The following is a 16,494-nucleotide window of genomic DNA, read 5'->3' on the forward strand; positions in this document are numbered from 1 at the left end:
GCCGTCAGACGGCACGCGCCTCCGCGAGCGTCACCGGCCGGTGCTCCCGCAGGGACAGGGTGCACGCCTCCGCGATCCAGCCGGCCTCCAGCGCGTCCTCGACGGTGCACGGCGAGGGGCGGGTGCCGGCCACGACCTCGGCGAACGCGGCGAGTTCGGCCCGGTAGGCGGCGGCGAAGCGGTCCATGAAGAAGTCGTGCGGGGTGCCCGCGGGAAAGCGCGCCCCGGGCTCGACCGAGCGCAGCGGCAGCCGGTCGTCCAGGCCGACCGCGATCGAGTCCGCGAAGCCGTGCAGCTCCATGCGGACGTCGTGACCCCGGGCGTTGTGCCGGGAGTTGGAGACCATCGCGATCGTGCCGTCGTCCAGGGTGAGGACGGCCCCGGTGGTGTCCGCGTCGCCCGCCGCCGCGATGTGCTCCGCGCCCCGGTTGCCGCCCACCGCGTACACCTCGGCGACCTCACGGCCGGTCACCCAGCGGATGACGTCGAAGTCGTGCACGGAGCAGTCCCGGAAGATGCCGCCGGAGGCCGCCACGTACGCGGCCGGCGGCGGCGCCGGGTCCAGGGTGGTCGACCGGATCGTGTGCAGCCGGCCCAGCTCACCGGACCGGACGGCGACCCGGGCGGCGGCGAAGCCCGCGTCGAAACGGCGGTTGAACCCGATTTGGACCGGCACCCCCGCGTCCTCCACGGCCCGGAGCACCGCCACGCCCTCCGCCATCGTGCGCGCGACGGGCTTCTCGCAGAACACCGGCACCCCCGCCCGGACCCCGGCCCGGATCAGATCCGGGTGGGCGTCGGTGGCGGCCGCGACGACCAGCCCGTCCACACCGGCCGCCAGCAGCGCCCGCGGCGAGTCGGCCACCTCGGCCCCGAACCGCTCGGCGGCCGCCTTCGCGGCCTCGGCGACCGGATCGCAGACGACGAGCGAGCCGACGGCGTCGAGCTTCGCGAGGGTCTCGGCGTGGAAGGTGCCGATACGGCCGAGACCGAGGATTCCGATGCGCATGGAAGTGCGGCTCCTTGTCAGTACGAACCCTTGGGACAACGACATGTCTGCGCCGACGGCAGGTCGACCCACGCCCCGCTCCGCGCCGACACCACCATGGCGTCCACCGCGGCCGCGCTGCGCACGGCGTCCTCCAGCGTGGCGCCGTACGGCCGGCTCTCGGCGACGGACCGCAGGAAGCGGTACGCCTCGACCACCTTCAGGTCGTCGTACCCCATCGCGTTGGCCGCGCCCGGCTGGAACGCGGCGAACTCGCCGTCGCCCGGGCCGACGTACACCGTGCTCACCGGCTGGTCCTGGTAGCCGGTGCCGCGGGCGACCGCCAGTTCGTTCATCCGGCGGAAGTCCCACGAGACGGCGCCCCGGGTGCCGTGCACCTCGAAGCCGTAGTTGTTCTGCTCGCCGACCGAGACCCGGCACGCCTCCAGCACCCCGCGCGCCCCGGAGGCGAAGCGCAGCAGACAGTGGACGTAGTCCTCGTTCTCCACCGGGCCCGGCTCGCCGCCGGCGGCGAGCGCGTGACCGACGCCGGCACCGGCCGGGCGCGGCCGCCGCGGCACGAACACGGCCGTGCCGGCGGTCAGGGCGGCGATGTCGCCGACCAGGAAGCGTGCCAGGTCGGCGCCGTGCGAGGCCAGGTCGCCGAGCACCCCGCTGCCGCCCCGCGCCCGCTCGTAACGCCAGGTCAGGGCGGCGTCGGGATGAGCCGCGTAGTCACTGAACAACCGGACGCGGACATGGGTGACGGCGCCGATCCCGCCGGAGGCGATCAGGTCACGGGCGGCCTCCACGGCGGGCGCGTTGCGGTAGTTGAAGCCGACCGTGCCCTGCACCCCGGCGCGGGCGACCGCGTCGGCCACCGCGGTGGCGTCCGCACCGGTCAGACCCACCGGCTTCTCGATCCACAGGTGCTTGCCGGCCTCGGCCATCGCCACGCCGATCTCGCGGTGCAGGAAGTTGGGCGCGGTGACGCTGACCGCCCGCACCGCCGGGTCGGCGGCCACCTCCCGCCAGTCACGGGTGGCGGAGGCGAAACCGTACCGTTCGGCGGCCTCCTCGGCCCGGCCCGGCACCTCCTCGGCGACCGTCATCAGCTCGGGCCGCAGCGGCAACCCCGGATAGTGGTGCGCGACCCGGGCGTAGGCCCGCGTGTGCACCCGGCCCATCCAGCCGAAACCGATGACGGCGACCCCGAGCGCACGCACCATGACAGCCCCTCTGCGGACGGACCGGTCCTCCACGTCCGGCCACCATGTCCGGACATGGAGGGACTGTCAAGGAAGCGCCTCACAGGGTGATGGCATAGGCCTTGCGCAGCGTCTCGTGCACGGTCCACGTCGTACGGTCGCCCGCGCGCAGCACCGCCATGTCGCCCGGTCCCACCTCCAGCACCGGGCCGCCCTCGACCTCGATCGTCGCCGAGCCGCTGACCACCACGAACAGCTCGTCCGCCTCGGTGTCGGTGACGACGCCGGGGGTGATCTGCCAGATCCCGCGGAGCTGCCGGCCGTCCGCTGACTCCCAGACCACCTTGCCGGTCACCTCCGGCGTCCCGGAGACGATCTGCGCCGGGTCGAGGGGCTCGGGTTCGAGGTCGGCGTCGGGGATGTGGAGCGCGAAGCTGTGCGTCATGGGGGCGAGCCTAGCCAGCGGCCGTGCCGTGCGGGCGTCGACAGTGTGTGCGGCATCGCGCCTGGTGGCAGGACACTTCGTCGGGTCGCGCCGACTGGCGGCGGGCCGGGGCGCGGGCGATCGTGGGGAGCATGGCTGACTCCGTCGCCGACTCCGTGACGGCCGCCGGCGAGCGGTGCCGGCAGCACGGCACGCGGGAGGCCGTCCTCTTCGGCGGCGTCTACGGCGCCGTCCTCGCCAGCTCGCTGGTCGCCGCGCTCACCCAGTACGGCCACACCTCCGCCGCCAGCCGCCGCTACGACGCCCTCTGGCTGCTGGTCACCGCGTTCGCCTCGGCGCTGGCCCACGGCTACGCGCACTACATCGCCGAGCGCACCCCGCAGCGCCGCTGGGAGGTGCTGCGCAGCCTCGCCGACGAGTGGCCCCTGGTCATGACCGTGCTGCCGACCGTCTTCCTGCTCGCGGGCGCGGGCTGGGGCTGGTGGCGCCCCAACGGCATCGAGTACATCGCGTTCGGCATGAACATCGCGATCCTGTTCGGCCTCGGCCTGTTCACCGCCCGCGGCTCGGGGCGCGGCTGGGTGATGGCCGCCGTGATCGGCGTGATGGACGCGGCGCTCGGGCTGATCGTGGTGGTGGCCAACGCGTTCATCAAGTAGTCGGGGGCGCGGCCGGACCGGCAGGCCGGGGCAGCGAGCCGGACCTGCAGTCCGGAGCGGCGGGCCGGAGCGGCGGGCCGGACCGGGTGGCGGTACCGTCGGCCGGTCCGGGCGGCGCGCCGCCCGTCTCAGCGGCCCGTGCGCACCCCGTCGAGGGCGATCGACAGGACCCGGTCGCGCTGGGCGTCGGTCTCGAAGGCGGTCGCCGTGATCCCGGCGACCATCCGCAGAAGGTCGCCGAAGTCCATGTCCGCCCGGGCCGCCCCCGCTCGCTGGGCGCGCTCCAGCAGCGGGCCGCCGGCCGCGTACATGGAGTCGCGGCAGGCCACGAAGATGTCCGACTCGTCGTCCAGGGCCTCGCGGACCGCGCGCTTGGTGACCATGTAGCCGGCGAACCGGTCGAGCCAGGCGGTCAGCGCCTCCCAGGGTTCCCGGTCGGCGAGGTCCAGGGCCGCCGCGCACAGGGCGTTGACGTCGTCGGCGTAGACGGTCTCGAAGAGGTCGCGGCGGGTGGGGAAGTTCCGGTACAGGGTGCCGATGCCGACGCCCGCGCGGCGGGCGATGTCCTCGAGGGACGCCTCGGAGCCGTGCGCGGCGAAGGCCTCGCGGGCGGCCGCGAGCAGGGCGTCGTAGTTGCGGGCGGCGTCCTTGCGGTGCGGCCGACGGGTCGCGACGATCTCGCTGACGGGGAACGGCGTGGCCGTCACGGGTGCCTCCCGGAGGGAATCGTGGAGCGAATCGGAGGTGCACCTCCGCTTCAGGTTGAACCGGAGGTGTGCCTCCGTTAGAGTGGAGGGGTACCTCCACTTTAGCAGTGCGGGGTGGCACCGCCATGGACGGACGCGTCCGGGCGCAGGCCGCCCGCACCCGTGAGCACGGGCCCCGCGCGCCGCGCGCCGCCCGTCCCGAAGACCTCCTTCCCACCCTCCGCGCTCAGATTCCGGAGAGGCGTTTCCATGCCCCGCTCGTCCTCCCGCTCGTCCTCCCGCCTCACCTTCGCGGTCCTCGCGACCGGTGCCGGCGTGGTCGCCATGCTGCAGTCGCTGATCGCGCCGGCCCTGCCGACCGTCCAGCACGCGCTGCACACCTCGCAGTCCACCGCGACCTGGGTGATGACCGCCTATCTGCTGTCCGCCTCGGTCTTCACACCGATCCTCGGCCGCGTCGGCGACCTGGCCGGCAAGAAGCGCACCCTGGTGGCCGTCCTGGTCACCGTCCTCGCCGGCTGCCTGGTCGCCGCCCTGGCCCCGTCCATCGGCGTGCTGATCGTCGCCCGGGTCGTGCAGGGCGTGGGCGGCGCCCTCTTCCCGCTGTCCTTCGGGATCATCCGCGACGAGTTCGCCCCGTCCGAGGTCGGCGGCAGCATCAGCAACCTGTCCGCGGTGATCGCGGCCGGCGGTGGGGTCGGCATCGTGGCCGCCGGGCCCATCGTCTCCGCCCTCGACTACCGCTGGCTGTTCTGGATCCCGGTGGCCGTCGTCGCCGGCACCGTGCTGATCGCCCTGCGCTACGTCCCCGAGTCGCCCAAGCGGGCCGAGGGGCACGTGAGTTGGCTCGGCGCGGCCCTGCTCTCGGCCTGGCTGGTGGCGCTGCTGCTGCCGCTGAGCCAGGCCGGCCGCTGGGGCTGGGGGTCGGCGAAGGTGCTCGGCCTGCTCGCCGCCGCGGTGCTGCTGTGCGCGCTGTGGCTGACCGCGGAGGCCCGCTCCCGCACCCCCCTGATCGACCTGCGGGTGATGCGCCGGCCGTCGGTGTGGACCACCAACGCGACCGCCCTGCTGTTCGGCGCCGGCATGTACGCGATCTGGTCCTTCCTGCCGGGCTTCGTCCAGACACCGGCCGCGGCCGGCTACGGCTTCGGCGCGAGCGTCACCGAGTCCGGCCTGCTCATGCTGCCCATGCTGGTGGCGATGTTCCTCTCCGGTGTCCTGTCCGGACGGCTCGAACCGTACGTCGGCGCCAAGGCGTTGCTCACCGCCGGTGCCGCGCTCGGCGCGCTGGCCTGCGGCTTCCTGACCTTCTGGCACGACGCCCAGTGGGAGATCGGCGTGGTCGCGGGCCTCTTCGGCCTCGGCATCGGGCTCGCCTTCGCCTCGATGGCCCAGCTCATCGTGGGCAGTGTCCCGCCCGAGCAGACGGGCGCGGCGACCGGCATGAACGCCAACATCCGCACCATCGGCGGCTCCATCGGCGCGGCCCTCACCAGCGTCCTGGTCACCGGCCGCCTCCAGCCCTCCGGCCTGCCCTACGCCTCCGGCTACACCCACGGCTGGGCCCTGCTCGCCGTCCTGTGCCTGGCCGCGACCGGCGCCGCCCTCCTCGTGCCGGTCCGCCGCACCGCCCGCACCGCCGGCCCCGTCGCGGCGGGTACGACACGGGCACCCGCACGCGTGCGGTAGGGTTGACCTGCGTGATCACGCGGAACTCCACCGCGTGAGCCCGCGGCGGGACGTGGCGCAGCTTGGTAGCGCACTTGACTGGGGGTCAAGGGGTCGCAGGTTCAAATCCTGTCGTCCCGACCAGCTTCACAGCAGGTCGGAGGCCGTTTTCCCGATGACGGGAAGACGGCCTCGTCCGTGTGCGGACGTGATCGTGCCCGCCCTGTCCGGACGCTCCGGTACACGTCCTCGCGCGGTTCCGGCCCGAAGGCAGCAGGATGGGATGGGTGGAGGGCCGGACGGCTCCCGCCCGACGGATCCACCCGCGTCCCCGAGGAGGCCCGGTCGTGGCCGAGTCACAGCCCGTGGTCGTCGAACCGGCCCGGACCGCCGTGTTCCTGGTGCTCACCGTGCGGCAGGGCCGCGAGGAGACGGTCCGCGGTCTGCTGGAGGACGTCTCGAGCCTGTGCCGCTCGGTCGCCTTCCGCGCACCCGGTGAACAGCTCAGCTGTGTCGTCGGCATCGGCTCGGCCGTCTGGGACCGGCTGTTCGGCGGCCCGCGGCCACAGGGGCTGCACCCGTTCGCCGAACTACAGGGGAACCGCCATCACGCGCCGGCCACCCCGGGAGACCTGCTCTTCCACGTCCGGGCCCGCCACATGGACCTGTGCTTCGAACTCGCCAAGCTGTTCCTGGACCGGCTGAGCGGCGCGGTCACGGTCGTGGACGAGGTCCATTCCTTCAAGTACTTCGACGAGCGGGACCTGCTCGGGTTCGTCGACGGCAGCGAGAACCCCGAGGGACGGCTCGCCGACGCGGCGGTCTTCATCGGCGACGAGGACCCCGCCTTCGCCGGCGGCAGCTACGTGACCGTGCAGAAGTACCTGCACGACCTGGCGGCGTGGAACGCCCTGCCGGCGGAGGAGCAGGAGCGGGTCATCGGGCGCACGAAGCTCGCCAACGTCGAACTGCCCGACGACGTCAAGCCCGCCGACTCCCACGTGGCGCTGAACACCGTCACCGACGAGAACGGCGACGAGCGCAAGATCGTGCGCGAGAACATGCCGTTCGGCACCCTGGGCGAGGGCGAGTTCGGCACGTACTTCATCGGCTACGCGCGCACCCCCGACGTGACCGAGCAGATGCTGCGGCACATGTTCCTCGGCGACGCCGGGGCCTCGCACGACCGGATCCTCGACTACTCGACCCCGGTCACCGGGTGCCTGTTCCACGTGCCGACGGCCACCTTCCTCGACGACCTGCCCCCTGCTCCCGGCTGAGCGGTCCGGGCGGTACGTCCGCACCGCCGGACCGGCGCGCCGCGGCTGCACCGGCCGGGTCGGCGGTGCGCGGTCAGTCCCGCGCCGCCCACAGGCTGCGCACGTGCCCCAGGTGCCGGGTCATGATCTCGGCCACGGCCTTCTCGTCGCGCTCCAGCAACGCGTCGAGGAGTTCCAGGTGTTCCTCGGCCGAGGCCAGCAGGCGGCCGGCCTCGACCAGGGCGGTGAGGCCGTAGAGGCGGGAACGGCCGCGCAGGTCGGCGACCACCTCGACCAGGTGGGCGTTGCCGGCCAGGGCGAGCAGTCCCAGGTGGAAGCGGGTGTCGGCCTCGACGTAGGCGATCAGGTCGCCCGCGGCGGCCGCGGCGACGATCTCCCGGGCCGCCGGGCGCAGGGCCTCCAGGGAGACCCGGTCGGCCGTGCGGGCCAGGGCCACCACCGTCGGGATCTCGACGAGCGCGCGGACGTGGGTGTACTCGTCCAATTGCCGGTCGGAGACGGCGGTGACCCGGAAGCCCTTGTTCGGCACCGTGTCGACGAGGCCCTCCTTGGCGAGGTCGAGCATCGCCTCCCGCACCGGTGTCGCCGAGACACCGAAGCGGGAGGCGAGCGAGGGGGCCGAGTAGACCTCGCCCGGGCGCAGTTCGCCCGCGATCAGCGCGGCCCGCAGCGCGTCCGCGACCCGCTCGCGGTAACTGCTCCGCCGGCCGCCCAGCCGGGGCAGCACGGGCGCGCTCGTGTCCGCGCCCTGGGTGGACGGGGTCTGTGCCATGTCACGCATCATCGAAGTCTAGTCGGTGTCCGCGGGGGTGGTGGCTAGAGGACGAACCCCTCCGGGAACGGATCGGACGGGTCGAGCAGGTACTGGGCGGTGCCGGTGATCCAGGCGCGGCCGGTGAAGCTCGGCAGCACGGCCGGGACACCGGCGACCTCGGTGGTGCCCAGCAGCCGGCCCGTGAACCGGGTGCCGATGAACGACTCGTTCTCGAACTCGGTGTGCAACGGCAGTTCGCCCCGCGCGTGCAGCTGCGCCATGCGCGCGCTCGTCCCCGTGCCGCAGGGCGAGCGGTCGAACCAGCCGGGGTGGATGACCATGGCGTGCCGGGAGTGGCGGGCGGTGGCGCCGGGCGCGTACAGGTGGACGTGGTGGCAGCCGCGGATGGACGGGTCCTCGGGGTGGACCGGTTCCTCCCCGGCGTTGATCGCGTCCATCAGCTCCAGCCCGGCGGCGAGGATGTCGTCCTTGCGGCCGCGCTCGAAGGGCAGGCCGAACTCCGCCAGCGGCAGGATGGCGTAGAAGTTGCCGCCGTAGGCCAGGTCGTACGTCACCTTCCGGCCGTCGGCGAGCACCGCCGTGCGGTCGAGACCCGCGCTGAAGGACGGCACGTTGCGCAGGGTGACGCTCGTCGCCGCGCCGTCCCGCACCGCGACCTCGGCCACGACCACCCCGGCCGGGGTGTCGAGGCGCAGCGTGGTGACCGGTTCGACGACCTCCACCATGCCGGTCTCCACCAGCACGGTCGCCACGCCGATCGTGCCGTGCCCGCACATCGGCAGGTAGCCGGAGACCTCGATGTAGATGACCCCCCAGTCGCAGTCGGGGCGGCTCGGCGGCTGCAGGATCGCACCGCTCATCGCGGAGTGCCCGCGCGGCTCGTTCATCAGCAACCGTTTGACCGGGTCCCGGTGTTCACGGAACCACAGCCGCCGCTCGTTCATCGTCGCACCCGGCACGGTGCCGATCCCGCCGGTGATCACCCGGGTCGGCATGCCCTCGGTGTGCGAGTCGACGGCGTGCAGGACGAGCTTGCTGCGCATCGTGCGTTCCCTCCGTAGTCCCTGTCCCGTGGTCCGTCACAGAAGCCCGGCCGCCGCGGCCTTCTCGGTGGCCGCGCGGACCGCCGCCTCCTGCTCCGGAGCCAGCGGGACGCGCGGCGGGCGGACCGGGCCGCCGTACCGGCCCACCACGTCCATGGACAGTTTGATGGCCTGCACGAACTCCACCCGCGAGTCCCAGCGCAGCAGCGGGTGGAGCTGCCGGTACAGGGGGAGCGCGGTGGTGAGGTCACCGGACGTCGCGGCGCGGTACAGCTCGACGGACGCCCCGGGGAGCGCGTTCGGGTAGCCCGCCACCCACCCCTTGGCGCCCGCCACGGCCAGCTCCAGCAGTACGTCGTCGGCACCGATCAATAGGTCCAGTTCGGGCGCGAGTTCGGCGATCCGGTAGGCGCGGCGGACGTCGCCGGAGAACTCCTTGACGCCTTGGACGTGGCCCTCGCCGTGCAGCCGGGCGAGCAGTTCGGGTACGAGGTCCACCTTGGTGTCGATCGGGTTGTTGTACGCCACCACCGGCACGCCCGCCCGGGCGACCTCCGCGTAGTGGGCGACCACGGACCGCTCGTCGGCCCGGTAGGCGTTGGGCGGCAGCAGCATCACGGCCCCGCAGCCGGCCTCGGCGGCCTGCTCGGCCCAGCGCCGGGCCTCCGCGGAGCCGTAGGCGGCCACCCCGGGCATCACCCGCGCCCCGCCGACCGCGGTCACGGCCGTCCGCACCACCTCGGCGCGCTCCTCGGGGGTGAGCACCTGGTACTCGCCCAGGGAGCCGTTCGGTACGACGCCGTCGCAGCCGTTCTCCACCAGCCATGCGCAGTGCTCGGCGTACCGGTCGTGGTCGACCGACAGGTCGTCGCGCAACGGCAGCGCGGTGGCGACGAGGACACCGCGCCAGGGACGGTGCTCCGGACGGGGCGTGGGGTGCGTCATGGCAGTCTCCCGTTCAATAGCGTGTGACATATCACTGGGGGGCTCACCAGGTCCAGTGTGAAGGCCCTGCGGTGCGGGGTGGCGCGGTCGGTGCGGCGCCGCCGTCAGCCTGGTTCGTCCTCGGGCAGCCGGGCGAGTACGCCGAGCGGGACCGGGCGGGCGAAGGGGCGGCGGCCGGGTGTGGCCGGGCAGCCGGAGAGCCCGGCCACCGCCGGGCCGCACATCCGGCCCTGGCACCAGCCCATCCCGGCCCGGGTGAGCAGCTTCACGGTGCGCGGGTCACCGGCCCCGAGCACGTCGACGGAGGTGCGGACCTGGCCGGCGGTGACCTCCTCGCACCGGCACACCACCGTGCCGTCGGTGATCCGGTCCGCCCAGCCGGCGGGCGGGGCGTACAGGGCGTCGAGCGCCGCGGAGAACTCGCGCAGCCGCCCGCGTGCCCTGGCGGCCCCGGCCCAGCGGCGCGGGTCGGGCAGCGTGCCGTGCAGCCGCGCGGCGACGGGGCGGCCGGCGATGTGCCCCTCGGCGAGCGCCAGCGCGGCACCGCCGATCCCGGTGGCCTCGCCGGCCGCCCAGACGCCCGGCACGTCGGTGCGCTGCTCGTCGTCGACCCGGACGTCCGTCCCGGACAGGGCGCAGCCGAGTGTCTCGGCGAGGTCGGTGTGCGGCAGCATGCCGTGTCCCACGGCGAGGGCGTCGCAGGGGATGCGGCGGGCACTGCCCGGCACGAGCCCTCCGTCCCGGTCGAGCGCGGCGACGGTGACCGCCGTCAGCCGGTCCGTGCCGTGCGCCTCCACGACGGTGTGCCGGGTCAGCGGACGTACCCCGTGCCGCAGCAACTTCCCCGCGTACAGCGCGCCTTCGGCGAGCTTGCCGGGCTGCGCTGCGAGCGCCCGCGCGTGTCTCGGCAGGGCCTTCGGACCGGCGGACTCGACCAGCGCGGCCACCCGCGCGCCCGCCGCGGCGAGGCCGCAGGCCACGGGCAGCAGCAGGGGACCGGTGCCGGCGACCACGACGGTACGGCCGGGCAGCACCAGGCCGCCCTTGAGCATGGCCTGGGCGCCGCCCGCGGTGACCACCCCCGGCAGGGTCCAGCCGGGGAAGGGCAGCACCCGTTCGTAGCCGCCGGTGGCGAGCAGCACGGCGTCCGCGCGTACCGTGACGCCCTCCTCCTGCAGCGGGCCGCGCAGCGCGTGCACCGCGAACACCCCACCGGGAGCACCGCCTCGGTTCACGCCGGTGTCGACCGGGTGGTCCGTGCCGTCCGTGCGGTCCCTGCGGTCCGTGCGGTCCACACACCAGACGTGGTGGTCCGGCAGGTGGCGGACGTGCCCGGTGGAGAGCTGCCGGTCCAGGCCGTCCCGGAGCCGTTCCCAGACGCGCCACTGGTGGTGCAGGGCCTGGGGCCTGCGGGCGCCCAGGGCGGCCGCGGGCCGGCGGTAGAACTGCCCGCCCGCCTGCTCGGCCGCGTCCAGGAGGGTCACGCGTACCCCCCGGGCGGCCGCGGCCAGGGCGGCGGCCAGTCCCGCCGGGCCCGCCCCCACCACGGCGAGGTGCGGTCGCTCAGTCATCGTCCCGGCCCGTCCCCTCCTGCGTCCGGATCACGTCGCCCGGCCGTACCGGGACCAGACAGGCCCGTTGGTTCGGGCGGTCGTTGACGGTCACGAGGCAGTCGAAGCAGACCCCGATCCCGCAGAACACCCCGCGCGGCCGGCCGGTGCCGCGGGTGCTGCGCCAGGAGGTCACCCCGGCCGCCCACAGCGCGGCCGCGACCGTCTGGCCGGGCAGCGCCGTGACGGGGCCGCCGTCGAAGGTGAGGGTGAAGGCGGCGCCCGGTGCGGCCCGGGCCAGTTCCCGTGGGTTCACCGTGTGGTCCCTCCGTCCGGCGCGAACCGCTCCGGGCGGAACGGCGCGAGGTCCAGGTCGGGTGTCTTCCCGGTCAGCGCCTGCGCGATCAGCAGTCCCGTGCCGGTGGACAGGCCGATGCCGGCGCCCTCGTGGCCGCAGGCGTGGTACAGGCCGGGCAGCCGGGGGTCGGGGCCGATCGCCGGCAGGTGGTCGGGCAGATAGGGCCGGAAGCCGGCGTACGTCCGCAGTGCGCGCACCCGCTCCAGGAAGGGGAACAGCCCGATCGCGCCGACCGCCAGGGCCCGTACCGCCCGCAGGGACAACGACCGGTCGAAGCCCACCCGTTCACGGCTCGCGCCGATCAGGACGGGACCGGCCGCCGTGCCCTCGACGACCGGTGAGGTGCGCAGCGCCGCCGAGTCGCTCGCCACGTCCGCCACGTAGTCGGCGGCGTACACCTTGTGCCGGACCATGCGCGGCAGCGGCTCGGTGACCAGCACGAAGCCGCGCCGGGGGAGGACCGGCAGAGCCGCGCCCGCCGACGCGACCAGCTCGCCGCCCCAGGTGCCCGCCGCGTTGACCACCGCGGGCGCGTGGATGTCGCCCTGGGTGGTACGGACGCCGAGCACCGCGCCGTCCGCCGTGCGCAGCACCCCGGTGACGGTCCGGCCCGTGTGCAGCCGGGCGCCGGAGGCGCGCAGCAGATGGGCGGCGGCCAGCGCGGGCATGACCTGGGCGTCCTGCGGATAGCGGACGCCACCCGCCATGCCGGGAGCCAAGTGGGGCTCCAGCTCGCGCAGTTCGCCGGGGCCGGCGGGCTCGGCCGTGACGCCCGCGGCACGCTGGTCCGCGGCGAAACCGGTCAGCGCGTCGAGCGTGCCCGGTGTACGGGCCACCACCACACCGCCCTTGGGCTCGTACTCCACCGCCGCCCCGAGTTCGTCGGCCAGTGAGGCCCACAGGCGGCCCGAGAGCAGGGCGAGTTCCAGCTCGGGGCCGGGCCCCTTGTCGGAGACCAGCAGGTTGCCCTCGCCGGCACCGGTGGTGCCACCGGCCACCGCGCCCCGGTCCACCACCCTCACGTCGAGGCCGGCCCGGGCGGCGTACAGCGCACAGGCCGCACCCACCATGCCGGCTCCCACGACCACGACATCGCAGGTCAGTCGCTTCGCCACACCAGTACTATGTCACATGTCGCTCTTGCTGAGGAGCCCCCCACGCGCTCGCGCCCTTCTCGCCCCGCACCCGCCGTCCGCCCGGAGTCCCAGGCGTGGACGCCCCCTTGACGTCGTACGGCCACGGCCCGACACTCCGAGAGGGAACCCCAGTGAACAGGTAGGGAACTATGACGCGCCTCCACACGGTCGACGGCCGAGCGGGCCGTACGCCGTCACGCGTCCCCCTTCTCACCTCCCGTCTGCACATCGACCTGCTGCGCGTCTGCAGCGCCATCGGTCTCCAGCGCTGACCCGGGCCTGTCGCCGGCCCCCGCACGCGCCCGTCGCCGGCCGACCGTGTGCAGTCGCCTGTCGCCTGTCGCCTGTCGCCTGTCGCCTGTCGCCTGTCGTCCGTCAACGGTCGACCGTCACCCGTCGTTCGTCGTCTGTTGTCCGTCGTTCGTCGACTGTCTTCTGCCGACTGTCGTCCGTCGACGAACGCCTTCCGCCGCGCAACCGCCCGCGCATCCGTTCGCGCGCACGCACCAGGGGAGACGCATGTCCATCGCTTCGCTCGCCACCGTCCCGGCCACGCCCTGCACCGCCACCCCTCGTACCGCCACCCGCCGTGCCGCGCCCTCGTTCCGGGGCCGGATCGGCCAGGACGCGCGCAGCGGCCACTACGCGGTGCCGCACCGCTACCGGCTCCACCTGTCCACCGGCTGCGCGGACGGGCTGCGCCTCGCGGTCGGCCACAGCCTGCTGGGTCTCGACGCCGTCTGTCCGGTCGTCTTCCTGCCCGCGCTGCCGGACCGGCCCGACGGCGGCCACTCGGCCCTGCGCCCGCTGTACGAGGCGAGCGCCCACCACTGGACCGGGCCCGCGCTCGCGCCGGTGCTCAGCGACGACTGGGCCGGACGCATCGTCAGCAACCACGCCCCGGACATCCTGCGCGACCTGGACCGCTTCCCGCGCGAGGGCCGGTTCTCCCTGTACCCGTGCGGTACGGAGAGCCGGATCGACGCCGTCGAACGGCTCTGCTCCGAGGGTGTCCTGCAGGCCGCTCGGTGCGCCGCGCGGCCCGGCGCGGACCCCGCCGAGCGTGCGGCCGCCCTGGACGTGCTGCTGGACACGCTGGGCCGGCTGGAGCGGCACCTGGAGGGGGAGGAGTACGTCGTCGACGGGCGGCTCACCGCCGCCGACGTCGAACTGTGGGTGGCCCTCGTGCGGTTGTACACCGTGCACCGTCACCACCTGGACGCCTCCGCCGCACGGCGGGTCGCCGGCCATCCGGTGCTGTGGGCCCACGTCCGCCGGCTGACCGACCTGCCCGCCTTCGGCGGCCACCTCGGGCCGGACGGTGTCGACCGTCCGGCCGCCGGCGTCTGAGTCCCGCCGCCTGGGCTCGCTATGTGGTCGAGGGGACGCCATCCCTCCCCCGAAGGCTACGTCCCCTCGACCGCTCCCCCGGTTCACCCGACTGGCTCGGACCGTCAGAGTGCCGCTTCACGCCCCCGGTACGCCTGAGTCGGGGGCTACTCAAGTCGCCCTGTATCAAATCTGAGTAGGCGTGCTCCAGTTGTCGTGACGATTTACGAACAGGACGCGAAGACGCTGGAACTGCCCTGGCCGTTCACCGGCCGGGAGGCCGAACTGGAGCTGGTGCGGCGCTCGTCGGCCGCCGGCCGGCCCGGCGTCGTGGTGACCGGTCCGGTGGGCTGCGGCAAGACCCGGCTGATCACGGAGGCGGTCCGGGGCACGGACTGCGCGCGGATCACCGGGACGCCGGAGAGCCGCGGTCTGCCCTTCGCCGCCTTCGCGCACCTGCTGCCCGGCACCGTCTCGCTGCACCGGGCGGTCCAGCTGCTGTCCGGGGTGCGGCTGCTGGTCGTCGACGACGCCCATCTGCTCGACGAGGCGTCGGCCGCTCTCGTCCACCAGCTCGCCGCGCACGGATCCACCCGCCTGGTCGTGGCCGTCACGGACGGCGTGCCGGTACCGGGCGCGGTCTCCCGGCTGTGGACCGGGGAACTGCTGCCGCGCGTCGCGCTGGAGCCGCTGCCCCGCGAGGACACCGGCCGGCTGCTCGCCACGGCCGGCCTGGAACCGCTCACCGTGGGCCGGCTGCACCGGATGTGCCGGGGCGACCTCCGGCTGCTGCGCGACCTCGTGGCGGCGCTGCGCCGCTCCGGCGGGCTCACCCGCGTGCCCGAGTGCGACGAGTGGGCGTGGCGCGGACCGGTGCCGGTGACCGCGACCGTCCGCGACCGGCTCGCGCCCGTACTGGACCGCGCCGGCGCCGGGGAGCGCGAGACGCTCGACCGGCTCGCCTTCGCCGAGCCCCTGCCGCTCGCCCTGGACGACCTCGACCTGGACGTCCTCGAACGCCTGGAGGCGGACGGCCTGATCCACGTGGACGACCTCGGCTCCGTCACCCTCGCCCACCCGCTGCACGGGCCCGCCCTGCGCGCGACCGCCGGCCGGCTGCGGTCCCTGCGGCTGACCGGCGCACCGGACCGGTGCGGGCCCGCGCTGGCGGCGGAGCGGACCGCGCTGGAGCGCGGGCTGGCCCGGCAGGACGTACGGGGGGTGCCGACGCCGGTGGGGGACTGGCTGCTGTCCGAGGGGCTGCCGGTCCCCGGCGGGTACGCGGTCGTACGCGCCCGGTACTCCCGGCTGCGCGGAGAGCTGCGTGAGGCGGCCGCATGGGCCAGGGAGGGGCTGCGGGCGGTCCCGGGTGACGCCCGCTGTGCCGACGAACTCGACTTAGTGACCGCATGCCTGGGCGGGTCGACGGGCGGGTACGGCCGGGCCGTCGCGGCCCGCGGTGACATCGAGGGCGCCCTGGCCGCACTCCCCGGGGACGACGTGTTCGCGTGCTACGACGCCGTACGCCTGGGCAGGCCCGAGCTGGCCGCCGGACGGCTGCCGGCCGGCGGGGTGTTCGCCCGGCACGCCGAGGCGCTCGCCCGGGGCGACGGACCGGCCCTCGACCTGGCCGCCGGGGCCCTGGCCGAGCGCGGCTTCCTGCTGTTCGCGGCCGAGGCGCACGCCCAGGCCGTCCGCGCGCACCGCGATCCGCGTGCCGCTCGCCTCTCCCGCACCCGCGCGGTCGCGCTGGCCCGCCGCTGCCAGGGCGCCCGCACCCCGGCGCTGGCCGGGCTCGTCCTGGGCGAACTCACCGCGCGGCAGCGCCAGATCGTCGCCCTCGCCGCCGCCGGACTCAGCAACCGGGAGATCGCCGGCAAGCTGACCCTGTCCGTGCGGACCGTCGGCAACCACCTCTACAGCGCCTACACCCGCCTGGGCGCGAGCGACCGAGGCGCCCTGCCCTGGCTCACGGACCTGCGGGAGGCCGAACCGGCGTGAGCTACAGGGGTTTTGACAGGCGCCGGGCTCGCGTATCGTCCGCTCACCGTGCCGTTCGCCGTGCCGCTCGCCGTGAACGGTCGGCTGGGGCGCCGGCACCCGCGGTGCGGCGGCCCCGGCCGGTGAGGCCGGTGGAGGCGGAACCGGCGTGACCGGCACGGCCTTCGGCGGCCCGGCCTGTGGGGCGCGGCCTCTGGCGGCCCGGGCCTGCGGGGCGCCCACACGCCGCGCCGAGCGCTGGGTGCACCCGCCGGGCGCCGGCACGGGCGTCCCGGCTGCCCTCCGCTCGCGGAGCTGCCGGGGGCCGCGCCGGCTGGTGTCGTGCGGGTCCTGGCGGGCGCCGGGCCCGTACCGCTTGCGCGTGACGCCGGGCGCCGACCCCGGTGGACCGGGCCCGGGCCG

General features: G+C 74.8%; 16 protein-coding genes and 1 tRNA gene. 7 read left to right on the forward strand and 10 right to left on the reverse strand.

Features of this window, described 5'->3' with window-relative positions; all coding sequences use genetic code 11:
- Nucleotides 1–4 precede the first annotated feature (4 nt).
- The 3 genes from B446_RS31265 to B446_RS31275 form a co-directional block, all read right to left on the reverse strand.
- Nucleotides 5–1,009 (reverse strand): Gfo/Idh/MocA family oxidoreductase, encoded by a 1,005-nt coding sequence (locus B446_RS31265; protein ID WP_020943447.1) that lies wholly within the window; start codon nucleotides 1,007–1,009, stop codon nucleotides 5–7.
- A gap of 17 nt (nucleotides 1,010–1,026) precedes the next feature.
- Complete coding sequence (locus B446_RS31270) at nucleotides 1,027–2,217, reverse strand: Gfo/Idh/MocA family protein (protein WP_020943448.1); 1,191 nt, start codon at nucleotides 2,215–2,217, stop codon at nucleotides 1,027–1,029.
- 79 nt (nucleotides 2,218–2,296) lie between these two features.
- On the reverse strand, nucleotides 2,297–2,641 hold the full coding sequence (locus B446_RS31275) for a cupin domain-containing protein (protein WP_020943449.1): 345 nt from the start codon (nucleotides 2,639–2,641) through the stop codon (nucleotides 2,297–2,299).
- Between the two features lie 131 nt (nucleotides 2,642–2,772).
- Between B446_RS31275 and B446_RS31280 the strand changes: the two genes are divergently transcribed.
- Nucleotides 2,773–3,300 (forward strand): hypothetical protein, encoded by a 528-nt coding sequence (locus tag B446_RS31280; protein ID WP_020943450.1) that lies wholly within the window; start codon nucleotides 2,773–2,775, stop codon nucleotides 3,298–3,300.
- A gap of 128 nt (nucleotides 3,301–3,428) precedes the next feature.
- On the opposite strand, the gene B446_RS31285 is transcribed toward B446_RS31280, so the two are convergent.
- Entirely contained in the window at nucleotides 3,429–4,007 is a 579-nt protein-coding gene (locus B446_RS31285; protein ID WP_020943451.1) for a TetR/AcrR family transcriptional regulator, read from the reverse strand.
- A gap of 249 nt (nucleotides 4,008–4,256) precedes the next feature.
- Between B446_RS31285 and B446_RS31295 the strand changes: the two genes are divergently transcribed.
- The 3 genes from B446_RS31295 (at nucleotide 4,257) to B446_RS31305 (ending at nucleotide 6,955) form a co-directional block, all read left to right on the forward strand.
- The gene (locus B446_RS31295) at nucleotides 4,257–5,696 is read left to right on the forward strand and encodes an MFS transporter (RefSeq protein ID WP_020943453.1); all 1,440 of its coding nucleotides are present in this window, start codon (nucleotides 4,257–4,259) and stop codon (nucleotides 5,694–5,696) included.
- A 46-nt stretch (nucleotides 5,697–5,742) separates the two neighbouring features.
- A tRNA-Pro gene (locus tag B446_RS31300) sits at nucleotides 5,743–5,819 on the forward strand.
- A gap of 203 nt (nucleotides 5,820–6,022) precedes the next feature.
- The gene (locus B446_RS31305; RefSeq protein WP_020943454.1) at nucleotides 6,023–6,955 is read left to right on the forward strand and encodes a Dyp-type peroxidase; all 933 of its coding nucleotides are present in this window, start codon (nucleotides 6,023–6,025) and stop codon (nucleotides 6,953–6,955) included.
- A gap of 73 nt (nucleotides 6,956–7,028) precedes the next feature.
- Here B446_RS31305 and B446_RS31310 read toward each other — a convergent pair whose 3' ends face one another.
- The 6 genes from B446_RS31310 to B446_RS31335 form a co-directional block, all read right to left on the reverse strand.
- On the reverse strand, nucleotides 7,029–7,739 hold the full coding sequence (locus tag B446_RS31310; protein WP_043476809.1) for a GntR family transcriptional regulator: 711 nt from the start codon (nucleotides 7,737–7,739) through the stop codon (nucleotides 7,029–7,031).
- A gap of 32 nt (nucleotides 7,740–7,771) precedes the next feature.
- A complete protein-coding gene (locus B446_RS31315) occupies nucleotides 7,772–8,773 on the reverse strand; it encodes a proline racemase family protein (protein ID WP_020943456.1) in 1,002 nt (333 codons plus the stop codon).
- Nucleotides 8,774–8,809: 36 nt separating this feature from the next.
- The gene (locus tag B446_RS31320; protein ID WP_020943457.1) at nucleotides 8,810–9,718 is read right to left on the reverse strand and encodes a dihydrodipicolinate synthase family protein; all 909 of its coding nucleotides are present in this window, start codon (nucleotides 9,716–9,718) and stop codon (nucleotides 8,810–8,812) included.
- Between the two features lie 104 nt (nucleotides 9,719–9,822).
- Complete coding sequence (locus B446_RS31325; protein WP_020943458.1) at nucleotides 9,823–11,289, reverse strand: NAD(P)/FAD-dependent oxidoreductase; 1,467 nt, start codon at nucleotides 11,287–11,289, stop codon at nucleotides 9,823–9,825.
- On the reverse strand, nucleotides 11,282–11,584 hold the full coding sequence (locus B446_RS31330; protein WP_020943459.1) for a (2Fe-2S)-binding protein: 303 nt from the start codon (nucleotides 11,582–11,584) through the stop codon (nucleotides 11,282–11,284). The genes B446_RS31325 and B446_RS31330 overlap by 8 nt, the downstream gene beginning before the upstream one ends.
- On the reverse strand, nucleotides 11,581–12,741 hold the full coding sequence (locus B446_RS31335; RefSeq protein ID WP_020943460.1) for an NAD(P)/FAD-dependent oxidoreductase: 1,161 nt from the start codon (nucleotides 12,739–12,741) through the stop codon (nucleotides 11,581–11,583). Before B446_RS31335 ends, B446_RS31330 begins: the two co-directional genes overlap by 4 nt.
- A gap of 170 nt (nucleotides 12,742–12,911) precedes the next feature.
- Between B446_RS31335 and B446_RS40845 the strand changes: the two genes are divergently transcribed.
- From B446_RS40845 to B446_RS31345, 3 genes are all read left to right on the forward strand, one after another.
- Nucleotides 12,912–13,034, forward strand: coding sequence for a putative leader peptide (locus tag B446_RS40845; protein ID WP_268825421.1), 123 nt, complete (start codon nucleotides 12,912–12,914; stop codon nucleotides 13,032–13,034).
- A 247-nt stretch (nucleotides 13,035–13,281) separates the two neighbouring features.
- On the forward strand, nucleotides 13,282–14,112 hold the full coding sequence (locus B446_RS31340; RefSeq protein WP_020943461.1) for a glutathione S-transferase C-terminal domain-containing protein: 831 nt from the start codon (nucleotides 13,282–13,284) through the stop codon (nucleotides 14,110–14,112).
- Nucleotides 14,113–14,307: 195 nt separating this feature from the next.
- A complete protein-coding gene (locus tag B446_RS31345; protein ID WP_020943462.1) occupies nucleotides 14,308–16,092 on the forward strand; it encodes a helix-turn-helix transcriptional regulator in 1,785 nt (594 codons plus the stop codon).
- Nucleotides 16,093–16,494: the final 402 nt, after the last annotated feature.

The sequence above is a fragment of the Streptomyces collinus Tu 365 genome (genome assembly GCF_000444875.1).
Taxonomy (GTDB): Bacteria; Actinomycetota; Actinomycetes; order Streptomycetales; family Streptomycetaceae; genus Streptomyces; species Streptomyces collinus_A.

Bases quoted from the DNA above. Each gene is read 5' to 3' on its own strand.
- B446_RS31265 (WP_020943447.1), bottom strand. From the start codon at position 1,009: ATGCGCATCGGAATCCTCGGTCTCGGCCGTATCGGCACCTTCCACGCC.
- B446_RS31270 (WP_020943448.1), bottom strand. From the start codon at position 2,217: ATGGTGCGTGCGCTCGGGGTCGCCGTCATCGGTTTCGGCTGGATGGGC.
- B446_RS31275 (WP_020943449.1), bottom strand. From the start codon at position 2,641: ATGACGCACAGCTTCGCGCTCCACATCCCCGACGCCGACCTCGAACCC.
- B446_RS31280 (WP_020943450.1), top strand. From the start codon at position 2,773: ATGGCTGACTCCGTCGCCGACTCCGTGACGGCCGCCGGCGAGCGGTGC.
- B446_RS31295 (WP_020943453.1), top strand. From the start codon at position 4,257: ATGCCCCGCTCGTCCTCCCGCTCGTCCTCCCGCCTCACCTTCGCGGTC.
- B446_RS31310 (WP_043476809.1), bottom strand. From the start codon at position 7,739: ATGATGCGTGACATGGCACAGACCCCGTCCACCCAGGGCGCGGACACG.
- B446_RS31315 (WP_020943456.1), bottom strand. From the start codon at position 8,773: ATGCGCAGCAAGCTCGTCCTGCACGCCGTCGACTCGCACACCGAGGGC.
- B446_RS31320 (WP_020943457.1), bottom strand. From the start codon at position 9,718: ATGACGCACCCCACGCCCCGTCCGGAGCACCGTCCCTGGCGCGGTGTC.
- B446_RS31325 (WP_020943458.1), bottom strand. From the start codon at position 11,289: ATGACTGAGCGACCGCACCTCGCCGTGGTGGGGGCGGGCCCGGCGGGA.
- B446_RS40845 (WP_268825421.1), top strand. From the start codon at position 12,912: ATGACGCGCCTCCACACGGTCGACGGCCGAGCGGGCCGTACGCCGTCA.
- B446_RS31340 (WP_020943461.1), top strand. From the start codon at position 13,282: ATGTCCATCGCTTCGCTCGCCACCGTCCCGGCCACGCCCTGCACCGCC.